Annotated in this window: 23 protein-coding genes and 1 riboswitch; of the genes, 15 read left to right on the top strand and 8 right to left on the bottom strand. The window is 52.5% G+C overall.

Annotated elements, in window-relative coordinates:
• The first annotated feature begins 105 nt into the window (after window positions 1–105).
• From poxB to OGV93_RS03565, 4 genes are all read left to right on the top strand, one after another.
• Entirely contained in the window at window positions 106–1,824 is a 1,719-nt protein-coding gene (gene poxB / locus OGV93_RS03580; protein ID WP_016156946.1) for a ubiquinone-dependent pyruvate dehydrogenase, read from the top strand.
• Between the two features lie 36 nt (window positions 1,825–1,860).
• A complete protein-coding gene (gene ltaE, locus OGV93_RS03575) occupies window positions 1,861–2,862 on the top strand; it encodes a low-specificity L-threonine aldolase (RefSeq protein WP_016153662.1) in 1,002 nt (333 codons plus the stop codon).
• Window positions 2,863–2,872: 10 nt separating this feature from the next.
• Window positions 2,873–4,306: an SDR family oxidoreductase gene (locus OGV93_RS03570; RefSeq protein WP_211941248.1), complete on the top strand. Its 1,434-nt coding sequence runs from the start codon at window positions 2,873–2,875 to the stop codon at window positions 4,304–4,306.
• A 94-nt stretch (window positions 4,307–4,400) separates the two neighbouring features.
• Window positions 4,401–5,414: a 3-beta-hydroxysteroid dehydrogenase gene (locus OGV93_RS03565; protein WP_016153664.1), complete on the top strand. Its 1,014-nt coding sequence runs from the start codon at window positions 4,401–4,403 to the stop codon at window positions 5,412–5,414.
• Here the strand turns inward: OGV93_RS03565 and OGV93_RS03560 are convergent.
• On the bottom strand, window positions 5,411–6,241 hold the full coding sequence (locus OGV93_RS03560; protein ID WP_047414015.1) for an N-acetylmuramoyl-L-alanine amidase: 831 nt from the start codon (window positions 6,239–6,241) through the stop codon (window positions 5,411–5,413). The two genes, OGV93_RS03565 and OGV93_RS03560, sit on opposite strands and share 4 nt — an antisense overlap.
• On the bottom strand, window positions 6,238–6,561 hold the full coding sequence (locus OGV93_RS03555; protein WP_001160725.1) for a heavy metal-binding domain-containing protein: 324 nt from the start codon (window positions 6,559–6,561) through the stop codon (window positions 6,238–6,240). The genes OGV93_RS03560 and OGV93_RS03555 overlap by 4 nt, the downstream gene beginning before the upstream one ends.
• Window positions 6,562–6,812: 251 nt before the next feature.
• Between OGV93_RS03555 and OGV93_RS03550 the strand changes: the two genes are divergently transcribed.
• The 7 genes from OGV93_RS03550 (at window position 6,813) to yegS (ending at window position 12,429) form a co-directional block, all read left to right on the top strand.
• Window positions 6,813–7,328 (top strand): lipoprotein, encoded by a 516-nt coding sequence (locus tag OGV93_RS03550; protein ID WP_016153666.1) that lies wholly within the window; start codon window positions 6,813–6,815, stop codon window positions 7,326–7,328.
• Window positions 7,329–7,553: 225 nt separating this feature from the next.
• Window positions 7,554–8,282: an arginine ABC transporter ATP-binding protein ArtP gene (gene artP, locus OGV93_RS03545; RefSeq protein ID WP_016156950.1), complete on the top strand. Its 729-nt coding sequence runs from the start codon at window positions 7,554–7,556 to the stop codon at window positions 8,280–8,282.
• A 16-nt stretch (window positions 8,283–8,298) separates the two neighbouring features.
• Window positions 8,299–9,030: an arginine ABC transporter substrate-binding protein ArtI gene (gene artI / locus OGV93_RS03540; RefSeq protein WP_016156951.1), complete on the top strand. Its 732-nt coding sequence runs from the start codon at window positions 8,299–8,301 to the stop codon at window positions 9,028–9,030.
• Window positions 9,031–9,036: 6 nt separating this feature from the next.
• A complete protein-coding gene (artQ, locus tag OGV93_RS03535; RefSeq protein ID WP_016153668.1) occupies window positions 9,037–9,753 on the top strand; it encodes an arginine ABC transporter permease ArtQ in 717 nt (238 codons plus the stop codon).
• Window positions 9,753–10,421 (top strand): arginine ABC transporter permease ArtM, encoded by a 669-nt coding sequence (gene artM, locus OGV93_RS03530; RefSeq protein WP_016153669.1) that lies wholly within the window; start codon window positions 9,753–9,755, stop codon window positions 10,419–10,421. The genes artQ and artM overlap by 1 nt, the downstream gene beginning before the upstream one ends.
• Window positions 10,422–10,666: 245 nt before the next feature.
• Window positions 10,667–11,398: an arginine ABC transporter substrate-binding protein ArtJ gene (gene artJ / locus OGV93_RS03525; protein WP_016153670.1), complete on the top strand. Its 732-nt coding sequence runs from the start codon at window positions 10,667–10,669 to the stop codon at window positions 11,396–11,398.
• Between the two features lie 131 nt (window positions 11,399–11,529).
• On the top strand, window positions 11,530–12,429 hold the full coding sequence (gene yegS / locus OGV93_RS03520) for a lipid kinase YegS (protein ID WP_046275436.1): 900 nt from the start codon (window positions 11,530–11,532) through the stop codon (window positions 12,427–12,429).
• A 22-nt stretch (window positions 12,430–12,451) separates the two neighbouring features.
• Here the strand turns inward: yegS and fbaB are convergent, their stop codons facing one another.
• Window positions 12,452–13,504 carry a class I fructose-bisphosphate aldolase gene (fbaB, locus tag OGV93_RS03515; RefSeq protein ID WP_103928365.1) on the bottom strand — a complete coding sequence of 351 codons (1,053 nt, stop codon included), beginning with the start codon at window positions 13,502–13,504 and terminating at the stop codon, window positions 12,452–12,454.
• 252 nt (window positions 13,505–13,756) lie between these two features.
• On the opposite strand from fbaB, the gene OGV93_RS03510 reads away from it, so the two are divergent.
• From OGV93_RS03510 to OGV93_RS03500, 3 genes are read left to right on the top strand one after another with little or no spacing between them, the layout of a single operon-like run.
• The gene (locus OGV93_RS03510; protein WP_016153674.1) at window positions 13,757–15,034 is read left to right on the top strand and encodes a nucleoside permease; all 1,278 of its coding nucleotides are present in this window, start codon (window positions 13,757–13,759) and stop codon (window positions 15,032–15,034) included.
• Window positions 15,031–16,035, top strand: coding sequence for an ADP-ribosylglycohydrolase family protein (locus tag OGV93_RS03505; RefSeq protein WP_019077202.1), 1,005 nt, complete (start codon window positions 15,031–15,033; stop codon window positions 16,033–16,035). The genes OGV93_RS03510 and OGV93_RS03505 overlap by 4 nt, the downstream gene beginning before the upstream one ends.
• Window positions 16,032–16,997, top strand: a complete 966-nt coding sequence (locus OGV93_RS03500; protein WP_287109367.1) for a PfkB family carbohydrate kinase — start codon at window positions 16,032–16,034, stop codon at window positions 16,995–16,997. The genes OGV93_RS03505 and OGV93_RS03500 overlap by 4 nt, the downstream gene beginning before the upstream one ends.
• On the opposite strand, the gene OGV93_RS03495 is transcribed toward OGV93_RS03500, so the two are convergent.
• The 3 genes from OGV93_RS03495 to thiM are packed head-to-tail and all read right to left on the bottom strand — an operon-like array spanning window position 16,971 to window position 19,344.
• Window positions 16,971–17,717, bottom strand: a complete 747-nt coding sequence (locus tag OGV93_RS03495) for a GntR family transcriptional regulator (RefSeq protein WP_016153677.1) — start codon at window positions 17,715–17,717, stop codon at window positions 16,971–16,973. The two genes, OGV93_RS03500 and OGV93_RS03495, sit on opposite strands and share 27 nt — an antisense overlap.
• 41 nt (window positions 17,718–17,758) lie before the next feature.
• Window positions 17,759–18,559, bottom strand: a complete 801-nt coding sequence (thiD, locus tag OGV93_RS03490) for a bifunctional hydroxymethylpyrimidine kinase/phosphomethylpyrimidine kinase (protein ID WP_287109366.1) — start codon at window positions 18,557–18,559, stop codon at window positions 17,759–17,761.
• Complete coding sequence (thiM, locus tag OGV93_RS03485) at window positions 18,556–19,344, bottom strand: hydroxyethylthiazole kinase (RefSeq protein ID WP_275261884.1); 789 nt, start codon at window positions 19,342–19,344, stop codon at window positions 18,556–18,558. The genes thiD and thiM overlap by 4 nt, the downstream gene beginning before the upstream one ends.
• A gap of 31 nt (window positions 19,345–19,375) precedes the next feature.
• Window positions 19,376–19,472, bottom strand: a riboswitch (TPP riboswitch).
• Window positions 19,473–19,693: 221 nt separating this feature from the next.
• On the opposite strand from thiM, the gene OGV93_RS03480 reads away from it, so the two are divergent.
• Window positions 19,694–20,026, top strand: coding sequence for an RcnB family protein (locus OGV93_RS03480; protein ID WP_019077205.1), 333 nt, complete (start codon window positions 19,694–19,696; stop codon window positions 20,024–20,026).
• 53 nt (window positions 20,027–20,079) lie between these two features.
• Here OGV93_RS03480 and OGV93_RS03475 read toward each other — a convergent pair whose 3' ends face one another.
• Window positions 20,080–21,063, bottom strand: a complete 984-nt coding sequence (locus OGV93_RS03475; RefSeq protein WP_287109365.1) for a fimbrial protein — start codon at window positions 21,061–21,063, stop codon at window positions 20,080–20,082.
• Window positions 21,064–21,074: 11 nt separating this feature from the next.
• A complete protein-coding gene (locus tag OGV93_RS03470; RefSeq protein ID WP_287109364.1) occupies window positions 21,075–23,561 on the bottom strand; it encodes a fimbrial biogenesis outer membrane usher protein in 2,487 nt (828 codons plus the stop codon).
• Window positions 23,562–23,574: the final 13 nt, after the last annotated feature.

Here is a 23,574-nt window from a genome sequence, read left to right as displayed (position 1 = left end):
ATACAGGCTTAATGAAACCTGCCGGAAATAAGAGGTAATGATAAGCATAACTATTATCTTCATCTAAACTTGTAACCGGTATCACATTAAAGGAGAAGGAAAACCATGAAACAAACGGTTGCCGCTTTTATTGCTAAAACACTCGAACAAGCTGGCGTTAAACGCATTTGGGGTGTGACGGGTGACTCGCTAAATGGCCTTAGTGACAGTCTGAATCGTATGGGAACGATTGACTGGATGCCAACACGTCATGAAGAGGTTGCGGCCTTCGCCGCGGGAGCTGAAGCGCAGTTGACGGGAGAACTGGCCGTCTGCGCAGGCTCGTGTGGGCCAGGCAACCTGCACCTGATTAACGGCCTGTTTGATTGCCACCGCAACCACGTCCCGGTGCTGGCAATTGCTGCACACATTCCATCCAGTGAGATAGGCAGCGGTTATTTTCAGGAGACCCACCCGCAAGAGTTGTTTCGCGAATGTAGCCACTATTGCGAGCTGGTTTCCAGCCCTGAACAGATCCCACAGGTGCTGGCAATTGCCATGCGTAAAGCGGTGCTCAACCGCGGCGTCTCCGTGGTGGTATTACCCGGCGACGTTGCGCTGAAGCCAGCACCTGAAAGCGCCAGCACTCACTGGTATCATGCGCCGCTCCCGGTGGTCACTCCGGAAGAAGAAGAGCTCAGAAAACTAGCGCAACTGCTACGCTACTCCAGCAATATCGCCCTGATGTGCGGCAGTGGCTGCGCCGGTGCGCATAAAGAACTGGTTGAGTTTGCTGCTAAAATAAAAGCGCCGATTGTGCACGCCCTGCGTGGTAAAGAGCATGTTGAGTACGACAACCCTTACGACGTGGGCATGACCGGGCTAATTGGCTTTTCATCCGGCTTCCATACCATGATGAATGCCGACACGCTGATCCTGCTCGGTACCCAGTTCCCCTATCGCCCGTTCTACCCCACCGACGCCAAGATTATTCAGATCGATATCAATCCGGCAAGCATTGGCGCGCACAGTAAAGTTGATATGGCGCTGGTAGGCGATATTAAATCCACACTCCGCACCCTGCTGCCGCTGGTGGAAGAAAAAACCGATCGGCAGTTCCTGGATAAAGCGCTGGAACACTATCGTGAGGCGCGTAAAGGGCTGGATGATTTAGCCAAACCCAGCGATAAAGCCATTCATCCGCAGTATCTGGCGCAGCAGATCAGCCACTTTGCCGCTGACGACGCCATCTTCACCTGCGACGTTGGCACGCCAACGGTGTGGGCAGCACGTTATCTGAAAATGAACGGTAAACGCCGTCTGATCGGTTCGTTTAACCACGGGTCGATGGCCAATGCCATGCCCCAGGCGCTCGGCGCACAAGCGACCGAACCGGGACGTCAGGTTGTCGCAATGTGCGGTGACGGTGGTTTTAGCATGCTGATGGGCGACTTTCTGTCGGTTGTGCAAATGAAGCTGCCGGTGAAGATTATTGTCTTCAACAACAGCGTGTTGGGGTTTGTGGCGATGGAGATGAAAGCTGGCGGTTATCTGACCGACGGCACCGAACTGCACGATACAAATTTCGCACGGATTGCCGAGGCTTGCGGCATCACGGGCATTCGCGTGGAGAAATCCTCAGAGGTTGATGAAGCGCTGCAAAGGGCGATGTCGATTGACGGTCCGGTGCTGGTCGATGTGGTCGTCGCGAAAGAAGAACTGGCGATCCCGCCGCAGATCAAACTCGAACAAGCTAAAGGTTTTAGCCTGTATATGCTGCGCGCAATCATCAGCGGGCGCGGTGATGAAGTGATCGAACTGGCGAAAACTAACTGGCTCAGGTAAAACAGAGGGCATTACCTCACTTAAAAAGGAATGCCCGTGATTGATTTACGCAGTGATACCGTCACCCGACCAAGTCGCGCCATGCTCGAAGAGATGATGGCCGCCCCGGTCGGGGACGACGTCTACGGTGATGACCCTACCGTTAATGCCCTCCAGCAATACGCAGCCGAGCTTGCTGGCAAAGAAGCCGCAATTTTCTTACCCACAGGCACTCAGGCGAACCTGGTGGCTCTCCTCAGCCATTGTCAGCGCGGCGAAGAGTATATCGCCGGTCAGGGCGCACATAACTATCTCTACGAAGCGGGTGGCGCAGCGGTACTCGGCAGCATTCAACCGCAACCTATCGACGCCATGCCGGATGGCTCTTTGCCGCTGGACAAAGTGGCGGCAAAAATCAAAGCGGACGATATCCATTTTGCCCGCACGCGTCTGCTCAGCCTGGAAAACACCCACAACGGCAAAGTGCTACCACGCGAGTATCTGAAAGAGGCCTGGGAATTTACCCGTGAGCGCAATCTTGCGCTGCATGTCGACGGCGCGCGTATTTTTAACGCCATCGTCGCCTATGGCTGTGAGTTAAAAGATGTCACGCAATACTGCGATTCGTTCACCATTTGTCTCTCCAAAGGTTTAGGAACGCCGGTAGGCTCACTGCTGGTCGGCAGCCACGAGTACATCAAGCGCGCCATTCGTTGGCGTAAAATGACCGGTGGCGGAATGCGTCAGGCCGGTATTCTGGCGGCGGCCGGACTGTATGCGCTGAAAAATAACGTGTCGCGCTTACAAGAAGACCATGACAACGCCGCCTGGATGGCGGAACAACTGCGCGAAGCCGGAGCGGACGTCATGCGCCACGACACCAACATGCTGTTTGTTCGCGTTGGCGAAGAACACGCTGCGGCACTGGGCGAGTACATGAAAGCGCAAGGCGTGCTGATTAACGCCTCGCCGATTGTGCGTCTGGTGATGCATCTGGACGTATCGCGTGAACAGCTTGCTGAAGTCGTCGCCCACTGGCGCGCTTTTTTAACCCGCTAAGGAGATGGGCGTGCCGCAACGGATTTTGGTTCTTGGCGCCAGTGGCTACATTGGTCAGCATCTGGTACAGGCGCTCAGTCAGCAAGGGCATCAGGTGCTGGCTGCGGCACGCCGCATCGAGCGACTGGAAAAGCAGCAGTTGGCCAACGTCAGTTGCCATAAGGTCGATTTGAATTGGCCAGATAACCTAACGCCGCTGCTGACCGGCGTTGATACGGTCTATTACCTGGTCCATGGCATGGGAGAAGGCGGTGATTTTATCGCCCATGAGCGCCAGGTAGCAATGAACGTGCGCGATGCGCTACGTGATACGCCAGTCAAACAGCTTATTTTCCTGAGCTCATTACAGGCTCCCCGGCATGAACAATCCGATCATCTGCGTGCGCGACAGATAACCGCGGACACCCTGCGCGAATCAGGCGTGCCAATGACCGAATTGCGCGCTGGTATTATCGTAGGGGCAGGTTCTGCCGCCTTTGAAGTGATGCGCGACATGGTCTACAACCTGCCGGTACTCACCCCTCCGCGCTGGGTGCGCTCGCGTACCACGCCTATCGCGCTGGAGAATTTAATGTACTACCTGGTGGCGTTGTTGGACCATCCTACACGCCAACACCGCGTACTCGAAGCCGCCGGGCCGCAGGTATTGAGCTATCAGGAGCAGTTCGAGCATTTTATGGCGGTCAGCGGTAAACATCGCCTGCTCATCCCTGTCCCCTTTCCTACCCGCTGGATTTCGGTCTGGTTTTTGAACGTCATAACGTCAGTGCCGCCGACCACGGCAAAAGCGCTGATACAGGGGTTAAAACACGACCTGCTGGCCGATGACACCGAATTACGCACGCTGATCCCGCAAAAGCTGATTGCCTTTGATGACGCGGTGCGCAGCACGTTGAAAGAAGAAGAGAAGCTGGTCAATTCCAGCGACTGGGGTTACGACGCGCAGGCATTTGCCCGCTGGCGCCCCGAATATGGCTATTTCGCTAAACAAGCTGGCTTTAGCGTTGAAACCTCGGCCAGTCGGCAGGCGCTGTGGCAGGTGGTGAATCGCCTCGGCGGCAAAGAAGGCTATTTCTTTGGCAATATTTTATGGAAAACGCGCGCGGCGTTGGACCTGCTGGTCGGCCATAAGCTGGCGAAAGGCAGACCGCAAAACTCTCTGTTGCAGGTTGGCGATACCGTTGACAGCTGGAAAGTGATCATCGTTGAGCCAGAAAAACAGCTGACGCTGCTGTTTGGGATGAAAGCGCCAGGATTGGGTCGACTGAGCTTCACGCTGGAAGATAAAGGCGACCACCGACGCATTGATGTCCGCGCCTGGTGGCATCCGCACGGCATGCCAGGCCTCTTCTATTGGCTGCTGATGATCCCGGCGCATCTGTTCATTTTCAGAGGGATGGCGAAGCGTATTGCTAAACTTGCAGAACAAATCACAGACTCATGATAAAAAGAGCCTGTATTCTTTCATGTTTCCCATTGCATACAGACGAAATTCACGGAAGAATGCGCACGACGTTTTTTAAACACAGTGGATTGATATGAAGGTACTGGTTACCGGAGCCACCAGCGGCTTAGGCCGAAACGCGGTTGAGTTTTTATGCAGCAAAGGCGTCAGCGTCAGAGCTACCGGTCGCAACGAAGCGATGGGCAAGCTGCTGGAGAAAATGGGCGCAGAGTTTGTGCATGCCGATTTGACCGAGCTGGTCTCTTCGCAGGCAAAAGTGATGCTCGCCGGTATCGATACGCTGTGGCACTGCTCCAGTTTTACCTCACCATGGGGAACTCAGGAAGCCTTCGATCTGGCCAACGTTCGCGCAACCCGCCGTCTGGGCGAGTGGGCCGTGGCCTGGGGCGTTCGTAACTTCATTCATATCTCATCACCGTCGCTCTATTTTGATTATCACCACCATCGCGATATCAAAGAGGACTTCCGCCCCCAACGCTTCGCCAATGAATTCGCCCGCAGTAAAGCGGCTGGCGAAGATGTGATTGCGTTGCTGACACAGGCCAACCCGCAGACCCGTTTTACGGTATTGCGTCCGCAAAGCTTGTTCGGACCACACGATAAAGTCTTTATCCCACGCCTGGCCCATATGATGTACCACTACGGCAGCATTCTGTTGCCGCACGGCGGAAGTGCGCTGGTGGATATGACCTACTACGAGAATGCGGTGCACGCGATGTGGCTGGCAAGTCAGCAAGCCTGCGATAATCTGCCGTCGGGTCGCGCGTACAACATTACCAACGGCGAGCATCGCACCCTGCGCAGTATTGTGCAGAAACTTATCGACGAGCTAAATATTGATTGCCGTATCCGCTCCGTACCCTACCCGATGCTGGACATGATTGCCCGCAGCATGGAGCGGTTAGGCAATAAATCCGCGAAAGAGCCAAAGCTTACGCATTACGGCGTCTCGAAGCTGAATTTTGACTTTACGCTGGATACCACCCGCGCTCAGGAAGAATTAGGTTATCAGCCCGTTGTGACGCTGGATGAAGGGATTGAGCGTACCGCGGCCTGGTTGCGTGACCACGGCAAGCTGCCGCGTTAACCCTGCCCGTATTTCTCCAGTAACGCTTCGGCAATCGCCTGAGTTTCTGCATCCGCCACGCCGTTCCACAACGTCGGGCGGAAGTGCATCTGGAAGGCCATAATCACCCGCCGCTGTTCACGCGGCGTCATTTCAGGTTTTACCTCATAACCATAGCGCGACAGCAGATCGAGCAATGATGAGGTTTCTACCGGTGTATCGGGCGCTCGCCCGGCAAGATAAAACACCACTCGCTGAGCATCCGGCCACGCGCCAATTCCTTGCGCAGCCAGTTCTTCCCATGGAAACAGCGGACCTGGATCGTCCTTGCGCTGCGGTGCGACATCCGCATGGGCCACCACGTTCTGTGGTTTTATGTCATAACGGGCAATAATATCTTTCGCCAAGGGGATTAACGCCTGAATTTGCGCGGGTTCAAACGGCGCAAAATACTTGCTGCCCGCCGATTTTTGCCAGCCGCGGTTTTCCAGCTCAATGCCGATCGAGGTATCGTTAATTCGCGTAGCGCCGCGCCAAAAGCTAATCCCCGCATGCCAGGCCAGATCTTTTTCCGGCACCAGTTGCCAGATACGCGGTTTGCCATGGTAGAGCGGCGGCACTGCCGGGATCAGATAGTGCGAGCTGACGTTTTTATCGGTCAGCGTAGCCAGAGAAGAGTCGAAATCATCGGCCGTGTAATGGATAACCAGCACTTTAATGCGCGGGTAAGCAGCCTGCGCCTGACGACGGGTATCTAACTGATACCCGTCTTTGTCGACAATCCCTTTTTCGCCAGCACATCCTACCAGCAGCAGCGTTAATGCCAGCAGAGACAGCAGACGCTTCATCGGCGAGTTTTCACCGCGGTGCCGCTGACGCTCACCATCAGCATGCTACCGTCTTTGCCTACGGTTTCGTAATCGATATCGATACCGACTACCGCATCAGCACCGAGCGCTTTTGCCTGTTCACCAAGCTCCTGAAAAGCAATCTCACGCGCTTTACGCAGCTCTTTTTCATACGCGCCGGAGCGACCGCCGACGATATCGCGAATGCCGGCGAAGAAATCGCGGAAGATATTCGCGCCTAAAATGGCTTCGCCAGTCACAACACCGCAGTATTCCACGATGCTCTGCCCTTCCAGCGTAGGGGTTGTCGAAAACTGCATGGTTAATCTCCTTTTTGCGCTAAGAGCACGATCTCAAAAGCATTATCGAACCGATCCACTATCATTGAAAGGATATATTCTTTACACAAAATAATTCGAGTTGCAGGAAGGCGGCAAGAGAGTGAATCCCCAGGAGCATAGATAACTATGTGACTGGGGTGAACGCACGTAGCCAACGCACAAGCAACTTGAAGTATGACATGTAAATCAACGTAGAACACTAATAGTAGAAAGCTAATAAGGAAATCATTATGCGCTACTCGAAACTCTCTCTGCTGGTTCCATGTGCACTACTTCTCAGCGCCTGTACTACCGTAACGCCGGCCTACAAAGATAACGGCACGCGTAGCGGCTCTTGCGTAGAAGGCGGGCCAGACAGCGTGGCTCAACAATTCTATGATTACCGTATTCAGCACCGAAACAATGACATTACTCCCCTTCGTCCGTACCTCAGCGACAACCTGGCGAAACTGCTGAACGATGCCAGCCGTGATAACGCGCATCGCGATCTGTTTAACAGCGATCCGTTCTCTAGTCGCGCCACGTTACCGGACAGTGCCAGCGTCGCCAGCGCATCGACCATTCCGAATAGTGATGCACGCAACATTCCGCTGCGCGTAGAGCTTAAACAGGGTGACCAAAGCTGGCGTGATGAAGTGCTGATGATCCGCGAAGGCCAGTGCTGGGTAGTTGACGATGTCCGCTATCTGGGCGGCAGCGTACACGCGCCAGCCGGGACGCTGCGCCAGTCTGTCGAAAACCGCTAACCGCCCCATTCACCCGCCTGAATCATAACCCCCATAAATTGTCTGGCATTCTGCATAGAATGCCGACAATTATTCTTGCCCACTGGTGGCCCCGCTATTTTGTGCTATGTTTAGATAAGAATGCGGTTTGCATTTAACTTTTAACGCATAAATATTGCATAACTATTCTGTCAAAGGTAGTATCTGCGGCTTCAATAGCTATCAGACTGCCAGTATCGAGTGTCAATGAGTATTCAATTAAACGGCATTAACTGCTTCTACGGCGCACATCAGGCGCTGTTCGATATCACGCTGGATTGCCCTCAGGGTGAAACACTGGTGTTACTTGGCCCAAGTGGAGCCGGGAAAAGCTCGCTGCTGCGCGTACTCAACCTGCTTGAGATGCCGCGCTCGGGCACACTCTCTATTGCGGGTAACCGTTTCGACTTCACGAAGACCCCGTCAGACAAAGCCATTCGGGAGCTGCGTCAGAACGTGGGCATGGTCTTCCAGCAATACAACCTTTGGCCGCATCTCACGGTTGTGCAGAATCTGATTGAAGCGCCCTGCCGCGTACTGGGTCTGACAAAAGATCAAGCGCTGGCACGCGCCGAAAAATTGCTGGAACGTCTGCGCCTGAAGCCGTACAGCGATCGCTACCCACTGCATCTCTCCGGTGGCCAGCAACAGCGTGTGGCCATTGCCCGCGCGTTGATGATGGAGCCGCAGGTGCTGCTGTTTGATGAACCTACCGCAGCGCTTGATCCGGAAATTACTGCCCAAATCGTCAGCATCATTCGTGAACTGGCGGAAACCAACATTACTCAGGTGATCGTCACCCACGAAGTGGAAGTTGCACGTAAAACGGCCAGCCGTGTGGTGTATATGGAAAACGGTCATATCGTCGAGTTTGGGGATGCGAGCTGCTTTGCCAACCCGCAAACCGAAGCGTTTAAAAACTATCTCTCTCACTAAGATTCGGGACAATACAATGAAAAAAGTTCTGATTGCCGCGCTAATCGCAGGTTTTAGCCTTTCCGCTACCGCAGCCCAAACCATTCGTTTCGCCACCGAAGCGTCTTATCCTCCGTTTGAATCTATTGATGCGAATAACAAAATCGTAGGGTTTGACGTTGATCTGGCGAATGCGCTGTGTAAAGAGATTGACGCGACTTGTACCTTCACCAATCAGGCCTTCGACAGCCTGATCCCGAGCCTGAAATTCCGTCGTTTTGACGCGGTGATGGCCGGTATGGACATCACGCCAGAGCGTGAAAAACAGGTTCTGTTCACCACCCCGTATTACGACAACTCTGCCCTGTTTGTTGGCCAACAGGGTAAATACACCGGCATTGACCAGCTGAAAGGCAAAAAAGTCGGTGTACAAAACGGTACTACGCACCAGAAATTCATCATGGATAAACATCCGGAAGTGACCACCGTACCGTATGACAGCTACCAGAATGCCAAACTCGATCTGCAAAATGGTCGTATTGACGGCGTATTTGGTGATACCGCAGTGGTGACCGAATGGCTGAAAGACAATCCAAAGCTGGCCGCAGTTGGCGACAAAGTGACGGATAAAGATTACTTCGGTACGGGTCTGGGCATCGCTGTGCGCCAGGGCAATACCGAGCTGCAGCAGAAATTTAACGCTGCGCTGGAAAAAGTGAAGAAAGATGGGACTTACGAGACCATCTACAACAAATGGTTCCAGAAGTAATACTTGATGAATGAATTTTTTCCTTTAGCAAGCGCCGCCGGGATGACCGTCGGCCTTGCCGTTTGTGCGCTGATTATTGGCCTCGCGCTCGCCATGTTTTTTGCCGTCTGGGAGTCAGTAAAATGGCGTCCGGTAGCATGGACGGGCTCAGCTCTGGTCACCATCCTGCGTGGTCTGCCGGAAATTCTGGTGGTTCTGTTCATCTATTTCGGCTCTTCACAGCTGCTGCTGACGCTGGCCGATGGCTTTACGATCAATCTCGGGTTTGTACAAATCCCGGTTCAGATGCAGATCGAAAACTTCGACGTCAGCCCGTTCCTGTGCGGTGTAATTGCGCTGTCATTGCTGTATGCGGCTTACGCGTCGCAAACGCTGCGTGGCGCGCTGAAGGCCGTACCACTCGGACAATGGGAATCAGGTCAGGCGTTGGGTTTGTCTAAAGCCGCGATCTTCTTTCGCCTGGTGATGCCGCAGATGTGGCGTCACGCTCTGCCGGGACTGGGTAACCAGTGGCTGGTATTGCTGAAAGATACCGCGCTGGTCAGCCTTATCAGCGTGAACGATCTGATGCTGCAAACCAAGAGCATTGCCACCCGTACCCAGGAGCCGTTTACCTGGTACATTGTGGCGGCGGCTATTTACCTGGTGATTACGCTGGTGAGTCAGTACATTCTCAAACGCATTGACCTGCGCGCGACACGATTTGAGCGGAGACCAGGCTGATGCTTGAGTATTTACCTGAATTGTTAAAAGGGCTGCATACCAGCCTGACGCTGACGGTCGCCTCCATCGTGGTTGCTCTGGTGCTGGCGCTGGTTTTCACCGTCATCCTGACGCTAAAAACGCCGATTGTGGTCTGGTTGGTTCGCGCCTATATCACGTTGTTTACCGGTACTCCGCTGCTGGTGCAAATCTTCCTGATCTACTACGGGCCAGGGCAGTTCCCGACGCTACAGGAGTATCCGGTACTGTGGCACCTGCTCTCTGAACCGTGGCTGTGCGCCTTAATTGCGCTATCGTTAAACAGTGCGGCTTATACCACCCAGCTGTTCTACGGTGCTATCCGCGCAATCCCGGAAGGCCAGTGGCAGTCCTGTGGAGCGTTGGGGATGAGTAAGAAGGATACGCTGGCGATTCTGTTGCCGTACGCCTTTAAACGCGCCCTCTCCTCGTATTCCAACGAAGTGGTGCTGGTGTTTAAAAGTACCTCACTGGCATACACCATCACGCTGATGGAAGTCATGGGCTATAGTCAGCTGCTGTACGGTCGCACTTATGACGTCATGGTTTTCGGCGCGGCGGGTGTGATTTACCTGATCGTCAACGGTTTGCTGACGCTGATGATGCGCTTGATCGAACGTAAAGCGCTGGCGTTTGAACACCGGAATTAAATCGGTTTTTATGTCTGATGGCGCTACGCTTATCAGGCTACGATTCATCTTCCGTTGTACACTCTCCGGTGAATATGCATAAAGCCAAAATAAAAAGACGGACAACAACCTAAATTGTCCGTCTTTTTTTATATCCATAAAAATAGTTAATCATTTTTATTGCATATAAATTCATTAAATGGCATTGTTAATTCACGCCGCAGACACGGTAAATAATCATAAGATTGACAGACGGGAGTTCCACCATGAAAAAGTTAGTACTGGCCGCATTACTTGCTACTTTCGCCGCTGGCGCCTCAGCTGCTGATAAAATTAGTTTCGGTGTATCAGCGACTTATCCGCCATTTGAGTCACTGGATGCAAGCAATAAAATTGTCGGTTTTGACATCGACCTGGCAACGGCACTGTGCAAACAAATGCAGGCTGACTGTACTTTCACCAATCATGCTTTTGATAGCTTGATTCCCGCGCTGAAATTCAAAAAATATGATGCGGTGATTTCCGGAATGGACATCACGCCTGAGCGTAGCAAGCAGGTGGCATTTACTCAGCCTTACTATGCAAACTCCGCGCTGGTGATTGCGAAAAAAGACACCTATAAAACCTTTGCCGACCTGAAAGGGAAACGCATTGGCATGGAAAACGGTACCACGCACCAGAAATACCTGCAGGACAAACACCCTGAAGTGAAGACCGTGGCCTACGACAGCTATCAGAATGCGATTATCGACCTGAAAAATGGTCGTATTGATGGCGTATTTGGCGATACCGCCGTGGTTAACGAGTGGCTGAAAACCAACCCGCAGTTAGGCGTGGCCACTGACAAAGTGACCGACCCACAATACTTCGGTACTGGTCTTGGCATTGCGGTTCGCCCGGATAACAAAGCCCTGCTGGAAAAACTGAATAGCGCGCTGGCCGCAATCAAAGCTGACGGCACGTACCAAAAAATCAGCGATCAGTGGTTCCCACAGTAACGTCCACCCAATCTGAAAAGCCGCATCCTGCGGCTTTTTTTATCTCTTCGACTTCGCTTTCAGTCAGTTCTTACGCCATAAACCCATTCCTGGCGTACACTTGTTAAAACGAAAAAAAGTGAGGCAAACGGATGATAGCGTTCCCTGCCAGTTTACTGATCCTCAACGGAAAAAGTGCTGATAATCTCCCCCTGCGTGATGTCATTGCAGAGCTACGCGATGAAGGCGTGGAAATCCATGTTCGCGTTACCTGGGAAAAAGGCGACGCACAACGCTACGTTGATGAAGCTCGCCAGTTAGGCGTTGCAACGGTGATTGCCGGCGGCGGCGACGGCACAATTAACGAAGTCTCGACGGCGCTGATCCAGTCGCAGGGCGGCAATATCCCGGCGCTAGGTATTTTACCGTTGGGAACGGCGAATGATTTTGCAACCAGCGTAGGCATACCCGACGCCCTTGATAAGGCGTTAAAACTGGCTATCGCTGGAAATGCGACTGATATCGATATGGTTCAGGTCAATGATAAAACCTGTTTTATCAATATGGCGACCGGCGGCTTCGGCACACGCATCACCAGCGAGACGCCAGAAAAACTCAAGGCCGCATTAGGTGGCGTATCGTACTTTATTCACGGATTAATGCGCATGGATACGCTCAAACCCGACATCTGCGACATTCGTGGGGAAGATTTTCACTGGCAGGGTAAGGCGCTGGTCATTGGTATCGGTAATGGTCGTCAGGCCGGTGGTGGGCAACAGCTTTGCCCGACGGCCCTGATCAACGATGGTCTGCTGCAACTGCGTATATTTACCGGCGAAGAGCTGCTGCCAGGGCTGCTTTCGGCGTTAACGCAATCCGAAGACAACCCTAACATCATCGAAGGCGCATCATCGTGGTTTGATATCCGCGCCCCGCATGAAATTACGTTTAATCTCGATGGCGAACCGCTTAGCGGACAAGAATTTCATATTGAAATCCTGCCCGCAGCGCTACGTTGCAGACTGCCGCCGGGTTGTCCACTACTGCGTTAACACGACGACACCCCAACTGGGATCAGGCAATGGTGACTTTGCTGTCCAGATAAACATCCTGCACGGCGTTAATCAGCTTAACGCCGTCAGCCATGGTTTTCTTGAATGCTTTTCGTCCAAGAATCAGCCCCATACCGCCAGCACGTTTGTTAATCACCGCCGTACGTACCGCATCGCTCAGATCGGTTTCGCCGCCAGCCGCACCGCCAGAGTTAATTAATCCGGCGCGCCCCATATAGCAGTTCGCCAGCTGATAACGCACCAGGTCAATTGGGTTGTCGCTGGTCAGCTTGCTGTAAACGCGATCGTCAGTGTAGCCAAAGTTGACTGCTTTATACCCGCCGTTATTTTCCGCCATTTTCTGCTTAACGATATCCGCCCCGATAGTGGCTGCCAGATGGTTAGCCTGCCCGGTGAGATCGGCGGAAACATGGTAATCCACGCCATCTTGTTTAAACGCGGAGTTACGCAGATACGCCCACAGCACGGTGACCATGCCCAGTTCATGAGCACGCTCGAACGCCGCAGAAATCTCTTCAATCTGGCGACGGGACTCCTCTGAACCGAAATAGATGGTTGCCCCTACCGCAACCGCGCCCATATTGAATGCCTGTTCTACGCTGGCATACAGCGTCTGGTCAAACGTATTGGGGTAGCTCAGCGTTTCGTTGTGGTTAATTTTTACAAGAAACGGAATGCGGTGCGCGTAGCGACGGGAGACGGAAGCCAGCACGCCATAGGTCGATGCCACGCAGTTACACCCTGCTTCGATAGCCAGTTCCACAATATTCTTCGGATCAAAGTACAGCGGGTTAGCCGCAAACGATGCCCCCGCGGAGTGTTCCACGCCCTGATCCACCGGTAGAATTGACAGATAACCTGTCCCAGCCAGTCGGCCCGTGTTATACAGCGTTTGCATATTACGCAGCACCGCTGGCGGACGGTTGTTATCCACCATCACGCGATCGACGTAATCATGTCCAGGCAGGTAAAGTTGGTCAGAAGGAATGGTCATACAACGATGCTGTAAAAGGTTGTCGGCATCTTTGCCAAGCAACTGCGCAATATCAGTCATAGCTATGCTCCCGTAAGTTCCGATTTGAAACCGGAATGTGGATTGTCCTGACCCGCTTTGTTGCGGGCAGCAATAAGCCTGGTACCGACTGCGTTTTTTTTCCATCTTTAGCGCACTTTTCAGCAACTTCTGCTGGCTCGATTCAGGAAGAAATAATGTTAAGGCGGTCAAATTTAGACCTCAAAGGTATTTTAAAGGTATTATCGAATGGTACTATCAGTGCGTACCTTACCTGTCATGAAGGATTTAAAGATGAAAACTACAGTTAAGCTGTCGTTCATGATGTTTGTAGAGTGGTTTATCTGGGGCGCCTGGTTTGTACCGCTGTGGCTGTGGCTGAGTAAAAGTGGCTTTAGCGCCGGGGAGATCGGCTGGTCCTACGCCTGTACCGCGATTGCTGCGATCCTGTCGCCCATCCTGGTCGGTTCTGTCACTGACCGTTTTTTCTCCGCGCAAAAAGTGCTGGCGGTGCTGATGTTCGTCGGCGCTATTTTAATGTACTTCGCCGCCCAGCAAACCACCTTCAGCGGATTTTTCCCGCTGTTACTGGCCTATTCGTTGACCTATATGCCGACGATTGCGCTGACCAACAGTATCGCTTTTGCCAACGTCAGTGACGTTGAGCGTGATTTCCCGCGCATCCGTGTGATGGGGACCATTGGCTGGATCGCCTCTGGTTTGGCCTGCGGTTTCTTACCGCAAATGCTTGGCTATAGTGACATCTCCCCTACCAATATTCCTCTGCTTATCACTGCCGGAAGCTCCGCTCTGTTAGGCGTCTTTGCGTTCTTTTTACCGGATACGCCGCCGAAAAGTACCGGCAAAATGGATTTCAAGGTCATGCTGGGTCTGGATGCGCTGATACTGCTGCGGGATAAGAACTTCCTCGTCTTTTTCTTTTGCTCTTTTCTGTTCGCGATGCCGCTGGCGTTCTATTACATCTTCGCCAACGGTTATCTGACAGAAGTCGGGATGAAAAACGCCACCGGCTGGATGACGCTGGGCCAGTTCTCTGAAATCTTCTTTATGCTGGCGCTACCGTTTTTCACCAAACGCTTTGGCATTAAAAAGGTATTGCTGCTTGGTCTTATTACTGCGGCTATCCGCTACGGATTTTTCGTTTACGGCGGCGCGGAAGAATATTTCACTTACGCTCTGCTGTTTCTCGGCATTCTGCTGCACGGCGTCAGTTACGACTTCTACTACGTCACAGCCTACATTTATGTCGATAAAAAAGCGCCCGTACATATGCGCACCGCGGCGCAAGGGCTTATCACCCTCTGTTGTCAGGGATTCGGTAGCCTGCTCGGTTATCGTCTGGGCGGCGTGATGATGGAAAAAATGTTTGCTTATCAGGAACCGGTGAATGGTCTTACCTTTAACTGGGCTGGCATGTGGGGATTTGGCGCGGTCATGATCGCCGTCATTGCCGTAATGTTTATGATTTTCTTTCGCGAGTCAGATAAAGAAATCACCGCCATTAAGGTGGATGATCGCGATGTAGCGTTGAAACAAGGGGAAGTAAAATGAAAGCAGAACGTATTCTCGGTGCTCTTTATGGGCAGGCGTTAGGGGATGCGATGGGTATGCCGTCGGAACTGTGGCCAAGAACCCGGGTTAAAGCCCATTTCGGTTGGATCGACCGTTTTTTACCCGGCCCTGCGGAGAATAATGCCGCCTGCTATTTTAACCAGGCGGAGTTCACTGATGACACCTCCATGGCGCTGTGTCTGGCTGATGCCCTGCTTGAGTGCGACGGAGAGATTGTACCCGACGTTATTGGCCGCAATATTCTGGCCTGGGCCGAACGTTTTGATGCTTTTAATAAAAACGTGCTCGGCCCGACCTCAAAAATTGCCCTAAAAGCCATTCGCGACGGCAAACCTGTCGCCGAACTGGAAAATAACGGCGTTACCAACGGAGCGGCAATGCGCGTTTCACCGCTGGGATGTCTGCTCCCCGCGCGCGATCTCGATGCCTTTATCGATGATGTGGCATTAGCCTCCAGCCCGACGCATAAATCGGATTTGGCTATCGCTGGCGCAGTGGTGGTCGCATGGGCGGTATCACGCGCTATCGACGGCGGAAAATGGTCAGAGATTGTCGACGCGCTGCCAGCCATTGCCCGGCATGCGCAGCAAAAAAGGATCACTACCTTTAGCGCATCGCTCTCTGCACGCCTTGAACTGGCGCTGAAAATTGTCCGTAACGCTGACGGCATTGAATCTGCCTGCGAGCAGTTGTATCAGGTTGTAGGGGCCGGAACCAGTACCATTGAATCCGTGCCTTGCGCCATCGCTATGGTTGAGCTGGCGCAGACCGATCCTAACCGCTGCGCCATTCTGTGCGCGAACCTCGGGGGCGATACCGACACCATCGGGGCGATGGCAACCGCCATTTGTGGCGCGCTCCACGGCGTAAGTGCGATTAATCCGGCATTGAAACATGAGCTCGATGCGGTAAATCAGCTGGACTTTATCCGCTACGCCAGTGGATTGATGCGACTGCGCGAGCAGCGGGAGGCACTATGAGCACCACGCGTCTGCAACAACTTCTCCCGCAGTTACGCACACAGCGACCCGTTACGGTGGTGGGTGCGGCGGTGATTGATGTCATTGCCGATGCGTATGCCCTTCCCTGGCGCGGATGTGACATTGAACTCAAACAGCAAGGGGTGAACGTTGGCGGCTGCGCGCTCAATATTGCCGTAGCACTCAAGCGGTTAGGTATCGACGCCAGTAATGCTTTACCGCTGGGTCAGGGGGTGTGGGCCGATATTATCCGCAACCGGATGGCAAAAGAGGGACTGCACAGCCTGATCGATAACGCCGCAGGCGATAACGGCTGGTGTCTCGCTCTGGTCGAGCCGGATGGCGAACGTACCTTTATGTCCTTTAGTGGCGTCGAAAATCAGTGGAACGCTGACTGGCTGGCACAGCTGGAGATCCCACGTCACAGCCTGGTTTATCTCTCGGGCTATCAGTTAGCCTCTCCGTGTGGTGAGTTGCTGGTGCATTGGCTGGAAGGGCTGGAGGAAGTGACGCCGTTTATCGATTTTGGCCCACGCATCGGCGACATTCCCGAGCCCTTACTGGCAAGAATTATGGCCTGCCGTCCACTGGTATCGCTCAATCGGCAGGAGGCGGAAATTGCCGCCGAGCGGTTTGTATTAAGCCAGGATGTAGAAGGTTTTGGCGCACAATGGGTGCAACGTTTTGCCACACCGGTGGTGGTACGCCACGATAAAGACGGTGCGTGGTATTTCAGCACGCAAACTTCCGGTTGCATACCGGCATTTGCGACAGCGGTCGTTGATACCATTGGCGCTGGTGACAGCCACGCTGGCGGCATGCTGGCGGGACTGGCGTCTGGCTGGTCGCTGGCTGACGCTGTACTGCTTGGAAACGCCGTGGCGTCCTGGGTGGTAGGGCATCGCGGGGGCGATTGCGCCCCTACGCGCGAGGCGTTACTCCTCGCACACAAACACGTATAGATCGCTTCGACAATAGCTGATGCTGTATTCAATGGGCCGTTGCTGCTGGTCAAGCGCTACCTGCTTGATCACCAGCACCGGCACTTTGCTGTCCATTTGAATGTGCGCCTGGAACTCTGCGTCAGGCATTCGGGCACTGACACGTGAGCGGGTGCGCTGCGGGAAAATATGCTGGCTGCGAAAATAGTCATACAGTGAAACGCCGATGGCATCCACGTCATGAATTAGATGGGCAGGAACCCATGACTCTTCAATAGAAACCGCATCTTCATCTACGTAGCGAATGCGCTTGAGCAGGAAGACGTCACTCCCCGTGGCAACAGCCAGCTGCTGCGCTACCTCTTCCGGGCAAGGCACAATCCGCTTGTTAACCCACAGCGTATCTGGTTTTTTACCGCGCAACACCACCTGCTGTGAAAAACCACGCGCTTCTTTTAGCGAATACTCGAAGATGTTGTTGATCTGCGTCCCGTAACCGCGGGCGCGCGTCACGACGCCTTCTTCTTCCAGGGCTTGCATCGCCTTACGAACCGTAATTCGCGAAACGCCAGTCAACTGGCTGAGATCGCGCTCGCCGGGCAGGATGTTTCCATGCTCCAGAATCCCGCTGCGCACAGCGTTTTTCACCGTTTGCGCAAATTTCATATACAGCGGCGTGTTATCTGCCGCGGAAATACGTTCATTCAGTTGCGCGATAAGCTGGGTATGCGCTTGTTCCATTTATCTTTTTCCTGCAGCCGTTTCTGCAGCCAGTATACTCATTACCACCACGCGTGGAAATGATGCACCGGACCAATTCCCTCACCGACTTCCAGGGTGTCGGCCTGCGCCAATGCCGCTGAAAGCCACAACTTAGCTTCCTGCACTGTCTGTGCCCAGTTGTCATGGCGCGGACGCAGCGCCGCCAGTGCCGCCGATAGCGTACAGCCAGTACCGTGGGTATTTTTGGTCATCACCCTTGGCGCGGTAAAACGCTGCTCGCCATCACGGGTAAAGAGCCAGTCGGGGCTTTGCGCATCCTCCAGATGACCGCCTTTCATCAACACCGCCTCGCAACCCAGCGCCCGCAGCGCCCTTCCCTGCTCTAACATCTCCTGCTCAGTCTGCGCATGGGGAGCCCCGAGCATCGCCGCAGCTTCGGGTAAATTTGGGGTGATAATCGAAACCTGCGGCAGCAAATGGGTACGCAGCGTTTCAATCGCCGAAGGAGACAGCAACGGATCGCCGCTTTTCGCCAGCATCACGGTATCCAGCACGACATTTTGCACCCGATGGCGACGCAAGCGTTCGGCGACCGCTTCAACAATATCCGTTTCCGCCAGCATACCGATTTTAGTGGTGTCGATACGCACATCACTGAACACCGAATCCAGTTGTGCGGCGACAAAGTCAGGTTCAATGCGATACACCGACTGTACCCCGCGCGTATTTTGCGCCACCAACGCCGTGATAACCGAGCAGCCGTAAGCACCAAGCGCCGAGAACGTTTTTAAATCGGCCTGAATACCCGCACCACCGCTTGGATCGGTTCCGGCAATGGTTAATGCGTTAATCCGTTTCATAGTTGCTCCTGCGCGTTGAGGTTATAGAGGGCGTCGATAAATGCCGGGACAAAACTGCCCGGTCCGGTTGATTGTTGAGTGGCTATTTGTCCGGCCTGTTTCATCCAGCTACAGGCAGAGGCGACGTTATCAAGCCGGTCACCGTGCAGGGCGCAACTGGCTGCAACGACTGCCGACAGCGCGCATCCGGTGCCCACCGCGCGCGTCATCAACGGGTCACCCCCGTTCACGCAGACGGTACGCTGACCATCGGTGATATAGTCAATTTCGCCGGTAACCACGACAATAGTCCCAACCTGACGAGCCAGTGCCTGCGCTGCAGGAAGCGCAGCGGCTGCCGTATCGGTCGTATCCACGCCGCGTCCCCCACCGTTCATACCCGCCAGAGCCAGTATTTCCGAAGCGTTGCCGCGGATAGCCGCAGGCTGTAGCGCCAACAAATCCAGACAGAAGCGACGACGAAACTCCAGCGCCCCCACGGCAACGGGATCGAGCGTCCACGGGGTTTTAGCAAGTTGTGCCCGCTCAACTGCGGCACGCATCGCCGTAGCCCGTTCCCGGGTTAAGGTGCCGACGTTAACCAGTAATGCACTGGCAATAGCCGCGAACTGACTGGCTTCCTCAGGCTCGATTACCATTGCAGGTGATGCGCCCAGCGCCAGCAACGTATTGGCCGTAAAGCTTTGCACGACCTCGTTGGTCATGCAGTGTGTGAGAGGGGAAAGCGTTCTAAATTGATGTAAGGTGTGAGCCGCGAGTGTGCGGCTGTGCAGGTCAGGCTGCATGGTTCAGCTCCTGCCCGCGCGAAGAAGGGACACGAGCAGTGTCAGACTTCCCTACGCTGGCATTATCCAGATCAGGTGGTACGGGTATTTCTCAGCCTTCACCAGGAAGGGCACCCCGAGTCGTTGAAACACAAGTTTCGGTAACAGAATACTGCCTACGCTTGATGATGTAAATTAGCGCAGCACCATGGCCCTCCACGAAATTACGGGGTAAGGTTGCAGCTATTCTGTACATTCATTTACACTTTTTACGAAATGACTGGCGTGATCACAAAAAAGTTCTTGTCAGATGCCCTATAAGCCAGGAATGATACACGACTGATGTTGATGACCCGAACAGGTAAAGAGGATGGGTATGAAGAATAAAATGTTGCTGGGTGCACTCCTGCTTGCAAGCAGCGTCGTCTGGGCCGCGCCGGCCGCAACAGCTGCTCCCACCGGAATTGATAAGTATGAGTTGAGCGGTTTCATCGCCGATTTTACCCATTTTAAACCTGGTGACACGGTCCCACCGCTGTACCGTACTGACGAATATGCGATTAAGCAATGGAACCAACGCAACCTGCCAGCCCCTACCGCCGGTACCCACTGGACCTACATGGGTGGTGCGTACGTGCTGATCAACGATGCTGACGGTAAGATCATTAAAGCCTACGACGGCGAGATTTTTTATCATCGTTAATAGAAAAAACACGTACTTTCAGCAAGAAAGTACGTGAAATACCCGCAAATCAATTAGTCATAAGATACTGCAAATATCACTTTACTTTGTACTTCACCAGGCAGTAATGATTCCCCTGTCACGCGAACATATTTCGCAGTGATAGGGAAAGTGTACTGATTACTGATTGCTTCCAGTTTGGTCATTCTGTTCATCAGATTATCCCCCTGTTTTAGAGGAGAAGTCGCGGTGCCATTATATATCTGGAACCCCACCCCTTTGGCGCCATTCGCTATCGTGTTTTTTAGTATTTTCCCGCTTTCATCCCAGTCACCGCGCACCACCTTAAAAGTGACGGGATTAGTGGTGACGTTATATATACTTTCGCAATTCAATACCAGATTTGTAGAACCCGATTTGGTATTATTAACCGTGAGCATTTCATTTAATGTGGTATCTGGCATTTTAATTTCGTATCGAGGTAATGAAAACTGACACGTGGTGGGTTTATGCGTTACTGTAAAGCTTAAATTCTGTGTAAAAGCTGAATTACTCGATAAACGTCCGGTAACCCAGCAATAAAGATAAGCTAGCCAGTTTGAAGTACAAGAATTATCAGAGGTAATACTTACTGCCGGGTCGCTCAGACTAAACGCATCACCGGATACTGTCTGCTTAATAGTCCCTGAATTTACATATCTTGCTGAGATGGTGAAACTTTTGGTATCCAGCACTTCGCCGGCACTAACCGTTTTCTTACCAACACTTACTGGAAAATCATTGCTGGTCAGATTGATATTAATTAAAACCTTCTTGCCGCTGGCCCCCTGAATTGCAACAATGTAATCCTTAAGCGGTGTTGTATAATATAAGCTATCACTGTTGGCTGTACACACTATGTTGCCACTGGAACTGAGATTAATTTGATTTATTGCCGTTCCAGATGTCATATCCAGATTAATTGTCGCTAACCCGCCATTTTTCGTCTGAAATGTACACCCGGCATCAGCGCCAAAGGATGACAGCAGCAAAAATATCAAAAATACGTATCCTTTCATATCTTGCATCCTTATCGGCAAATATAGACTTTATTCTCATCAATCACCCTATCGAAGGTAATTGTACAGAACTGTCCCTGCTGTTTATTAACTGCAACATGTACCGACGCGGGAATGTCGTTAGTGCGAATAAATAACCGGCTACCCTGCCCCACCAGACCAATATTATTACCGATATCATCTTCCACTTCATAACCGAAAGATAACGGAGAGCCGTCCGGACGCTCGGCCAGGAAGTACCAGGGTTTGCGCCGATCGGTTTCAAACTCCGTCATCACGACTGCACCGCGATAGGGTACTGTACCTTTTCGATTGCCCAGTAATGCCACATCGCTATTAGTGTCGGAAAGATCCAGCATCAGCATATTTTCACGGTACGGCGTCAGACTGTCGTAAACCGCGTAACCTTTACTGTTGGTCGTTAGGTAACGATGCCCTTGCACAGCCGCACCCTGTAACCCAGGCGCTTTAACAATGGCGAATGTATCTGAAAGCCGGGGAGTCAGAGCCACGCCCTCAGACCACACCACGATCCCCCCCTGAATATTGCCGCTGGCCTGTTGATACTTATTCGATTGGCTGTAACTACTGCCTACAGTCGCCACTGGCGCGCGCCAGACCATGCTAACGCCCGCCGTTGTCTCGTTCCCCTGTCGTTGCTGACTGAGGTTGGCGCCATAGCTGAATTGATCGCGATGACCCGTCACCCCGCTTAAGCTGGTGTTATTCGACTGAAAGCCGTCATTATCAAACGTCGCGGAATTAGAGACGAACAGATCGCGTCGAGGAGTGGAAATACCGTCCCCCCACGAGAACGGGATGGAGATATACAGGTTAAAACGCTTATCCTCGTGGTTATCCTCATCGTACGTTTGACTCACGGCAACGGTATAGCTAACTCGCTGCCAGGCGTTAGAGTAGCTAAGCTGATAATCTTTGCCGTTTCCACTGCGTTGCCAATAGTCGCGCCACAGGCCGCTAACCGCCAGGGATCCCCAGTTTTCGGGTAACGCTTGATTTATATTCAGTGAAAAACTGTTCTTGCGGCCAAAGTCGTTTTGGTAGTAGTCCGCAATGTCATAAACATCGTTTTTATCGCGATTATAGTTATTTTTATTATTCGCCCACACGTAGTCATTAAAGGTGCGATAATCCCGCGAGGAGTAACGATAAGCTGCCAGTGCAAACTGCGTACCGGTCTGCGTGACATATTTGTTCCATGCAACCTGATAGCTCTGACCATCAAAAACATCACCATTATCCTGCTTGCTATGCGATCGCGTGGCGTCTACCGATACTGCGCCAATGGGTGTATTCCAGCCAGTCCCAAGCACAAATGAAGAATAGTTTTGCGACAGCATTGTACCGCTATAGACCGTTAGCAGATTGTTCAGACCATACTGATAACTACCTTGCAGGAAATCATACTGATTGCCAGCCCCTTCAATATGGCTTCGCCCTGCAGCGAAATCATATTTCGATACGCCCGACTGCAGCATATTTGGCACAGATGAAAAAGGCACCAGATAATGAGATATCGAACCGTTAGCCTCTTTCACACTGACATCTAAATCCGAACCACCACCAGCGAGTTGTAGATCATCAATAGCAAATGGGCCTGGTGGCACTTCTTTCTGGTAAATAACAAAACCATTTTGTTCGATGGTTACCAGGGCGTTGCTCTGAGCAATCCCACGAACTACAGGGGTAAAATTCTGTTTTGAGTTTGGTAACATTTGCATATCGCGCCAGATACGCACACCACGAAAACGTACGGCATCAAAAATATCTGCCCCGGTATACATGTCACCAGCGCGCAATGTACCAAGAATCGACGGCACACCACGTTCCACATATAACGTGTTGCTCTTCCATTTGCCGTTGCCCTCGTTACCTTTCGTATAGTTGTCACTTGAATGCAACTGCCACCCCAGCAGGTTCAACCCGCTATTCAGGTTCACATAGCTGCTTTTATCATCACCACCGTGTTTATAATTACTGTAATACTGGCTGGCGTAATAAGAGGTATAAAAAGCGTTCACCCCACGATCCCAGGTTTCAGGCGGCATATATCCTGGTTCATATTCAACCACATACGCCTGAGGTACGCTTAAATTTAGAATAAACTCCCCAATGTCATAACTAACACTGCCGCCCTGCACTGCTGCACGCAGCGGCACGCAGCCTTCTTGTTTATCCGTTTTAATGTTCCCGGTGCGAATACCAATTTGCTGCAATTGTGCCCAGGACAGACATGTCAGTTCGGGATCGTCTTTAATATCAATATCGTACCGACCACGCCACTTATTATTAAGATAAACATCCATTTCATATATACCGGGCATTGGCTTATCGCCATCAATTTGATAGCGAGAGATTTTCTCACCATTCAAACCACCGATCATAAAGTGGGTATCAAACGTGTCTTCTTCAGCCCATGCAGATGAAGCAGCCAACACCGACAGGATTGACAGTGTAATAGAATTTATCGTTGACATAATCAATCCTTGA

This window comes from Citrobacter sp. Cb031 (genome assembly GCF_030336725.1).
Taxonomy (GTDB): Bacteria; Pseudomonadota; Gammaproteobacteria; order Enterobacterales; family Enterobacteriaceae; genus Citrobacter; species Citrobacter braakii.
Note: the sequence above shows the minus strand (reverse complement) of the source record. Positions and strands in the feature narration are given on the sequence as shown.

Excerpts from the sequence above, each read along its gene's own strand:
- artM (WP_016153669.1), top strand. The coding sequence starts at position 9,753 with ATGCTTGAGTATTTACCTGAATTGTTAAAAGGGCTGCATACCAGCCTG.
- OGV93_RS03475 (WP_287109365.1), bottom strand. The coding sequence starts at position 21,063 with ATGAAAGGATACGTATTTTTGATATTTTTGCTGCTGTCATCCTTTGGC.
- OGV93_RS03495 (WP_016153677.1), bottom strand. The coding sequence starts at position 17,717 with ATGGAACAAGCGCATACCCAGCTTATCGCGCAACTGAATGAACGTATT.
- OGV93_RS03550 (WP_016153666.1), top strand. The coding sequence starts at position 6,813 with ATGCGCTACTCGAAACTCTCTCTGCTGGTTCCATGTGCACTACTTCTC.
- artP (WP_016156950.1), top strand. The coding sequence starts at position 7,554 with ATGAGTATTCAATTAAACGGCATTAACTGCTTCTACGGCGCACATCAG.
- OGV93_RS03560 (WP_047414015.1), bottom strand. The coding sequence starts at position 6,241 with ATGAAGCGTCTGCTGTCTCTGCTGGCATTAACGCTGCTGCTGGTAGGA.
- fbaB (WP_103928365.1), bottom strand. The coding sequence starts at position 13,504 with ATGACTGATATTGCGCAGTTGCTTGGCAAAGATGCCGACAACCTTTTA.
- OGV93_RS03505 (WP_019077202.1), top strand. The coding sequence starts at position 15,031 with ATGAAAGCAGAACGTATTCTCGGTGCTCTTTATGGGCAGGCGTTAGGG.
- artI (WP_016156951.1), top strand. The coding sequence starts at position 8,299 with ATGAAAAAAGTTCTGATTGCCGCGCTAATCGCAGGTTTTAGCCTTTCC.
- OGV93_RS03500 (WP_287109367.1), top strand. The coding sequence starts at position 16,032 with ATGAGCACCACGCGTCTGCAACAACTTCTCCCGCAGTTACGCACACAG.
- yegS (WP_046275436.1), top strand. The coding sequence starts at position 11,530 with ATGATAGCGTTCCCTGCCAGTTTACTGATCCTCAACGGAAAAAGTGCT.
- thiM (WP_275261884.1), bottom strand. The coding sequence starts at position 19,344 with ATGCAGCCTGACCTGCACAGCCGCACACTCGCGGCTCACACCTTACAT.
- thiD (WP_287109366.1), bottom strand. The coding sequence starts at position 18,559 with ATGAAACGGATTAACGCATTAACCATTGCCGGAACCGATCCAAGCGGT.
- OGV93_RS03510 (WP_016153674.1), top strand. The coding sequence starts at position 13,757 with ATGAAAACTACAGTTAAGCTGTCGTTCATGATGTTTGTAGAGTGGTTT.
- artJ (WP_016153670.1), top strand. The coding sequence starts at position 10,667 with ATGAAAAAGTTAGTACTGGCCGCATTACTTGCTACTTTCGCCGCTGGC.
- OGV93_RS03480 (WP_019077205.1), top strand. The coding sequence starts at position 19,694 with ATGGGTATGAAGAATAAAATGTTGCTGGGTGCACTCCTGCTTGCAAGC.
- poxB (WP_016156946.1), top strand. The coding sequence starts at position 106 with ATGAAACAAACGGTTGCCGCTTTTATTGCTAAAACACTCGAACAAGCT.
- OGV93_RS03555 (WP_001160725.1), bottom strand. The coding sequence starts at position 6,561 with ATGCAGTTTTCGACAACCCCTACGCTGGAAGGGCAGAGCATCGTGGAA.
- OGV93_RS03470 (WP_287109364.1), bottom strand. The coding sequence starts at position 23,561 with ATGTCAACGATAAATTCTATTACACTGTCAATCCTGTCGGTGTTGGCT.
- artQ (WP_016153668.1), top strand. The coding sequence starts at position 9,037 with ATGAATGAATTTTTTCCTTTAGCAAGCGCCGCCGGGATGACCGTCGGC.
- OGV93_RS03565 (WP_016153664.1), top strand. The coding sequence starts at position 4,401 with ATGAAGGTACTGGTTACCGGAGCCACCAGCGGCTTAGGCCGAAACGCG.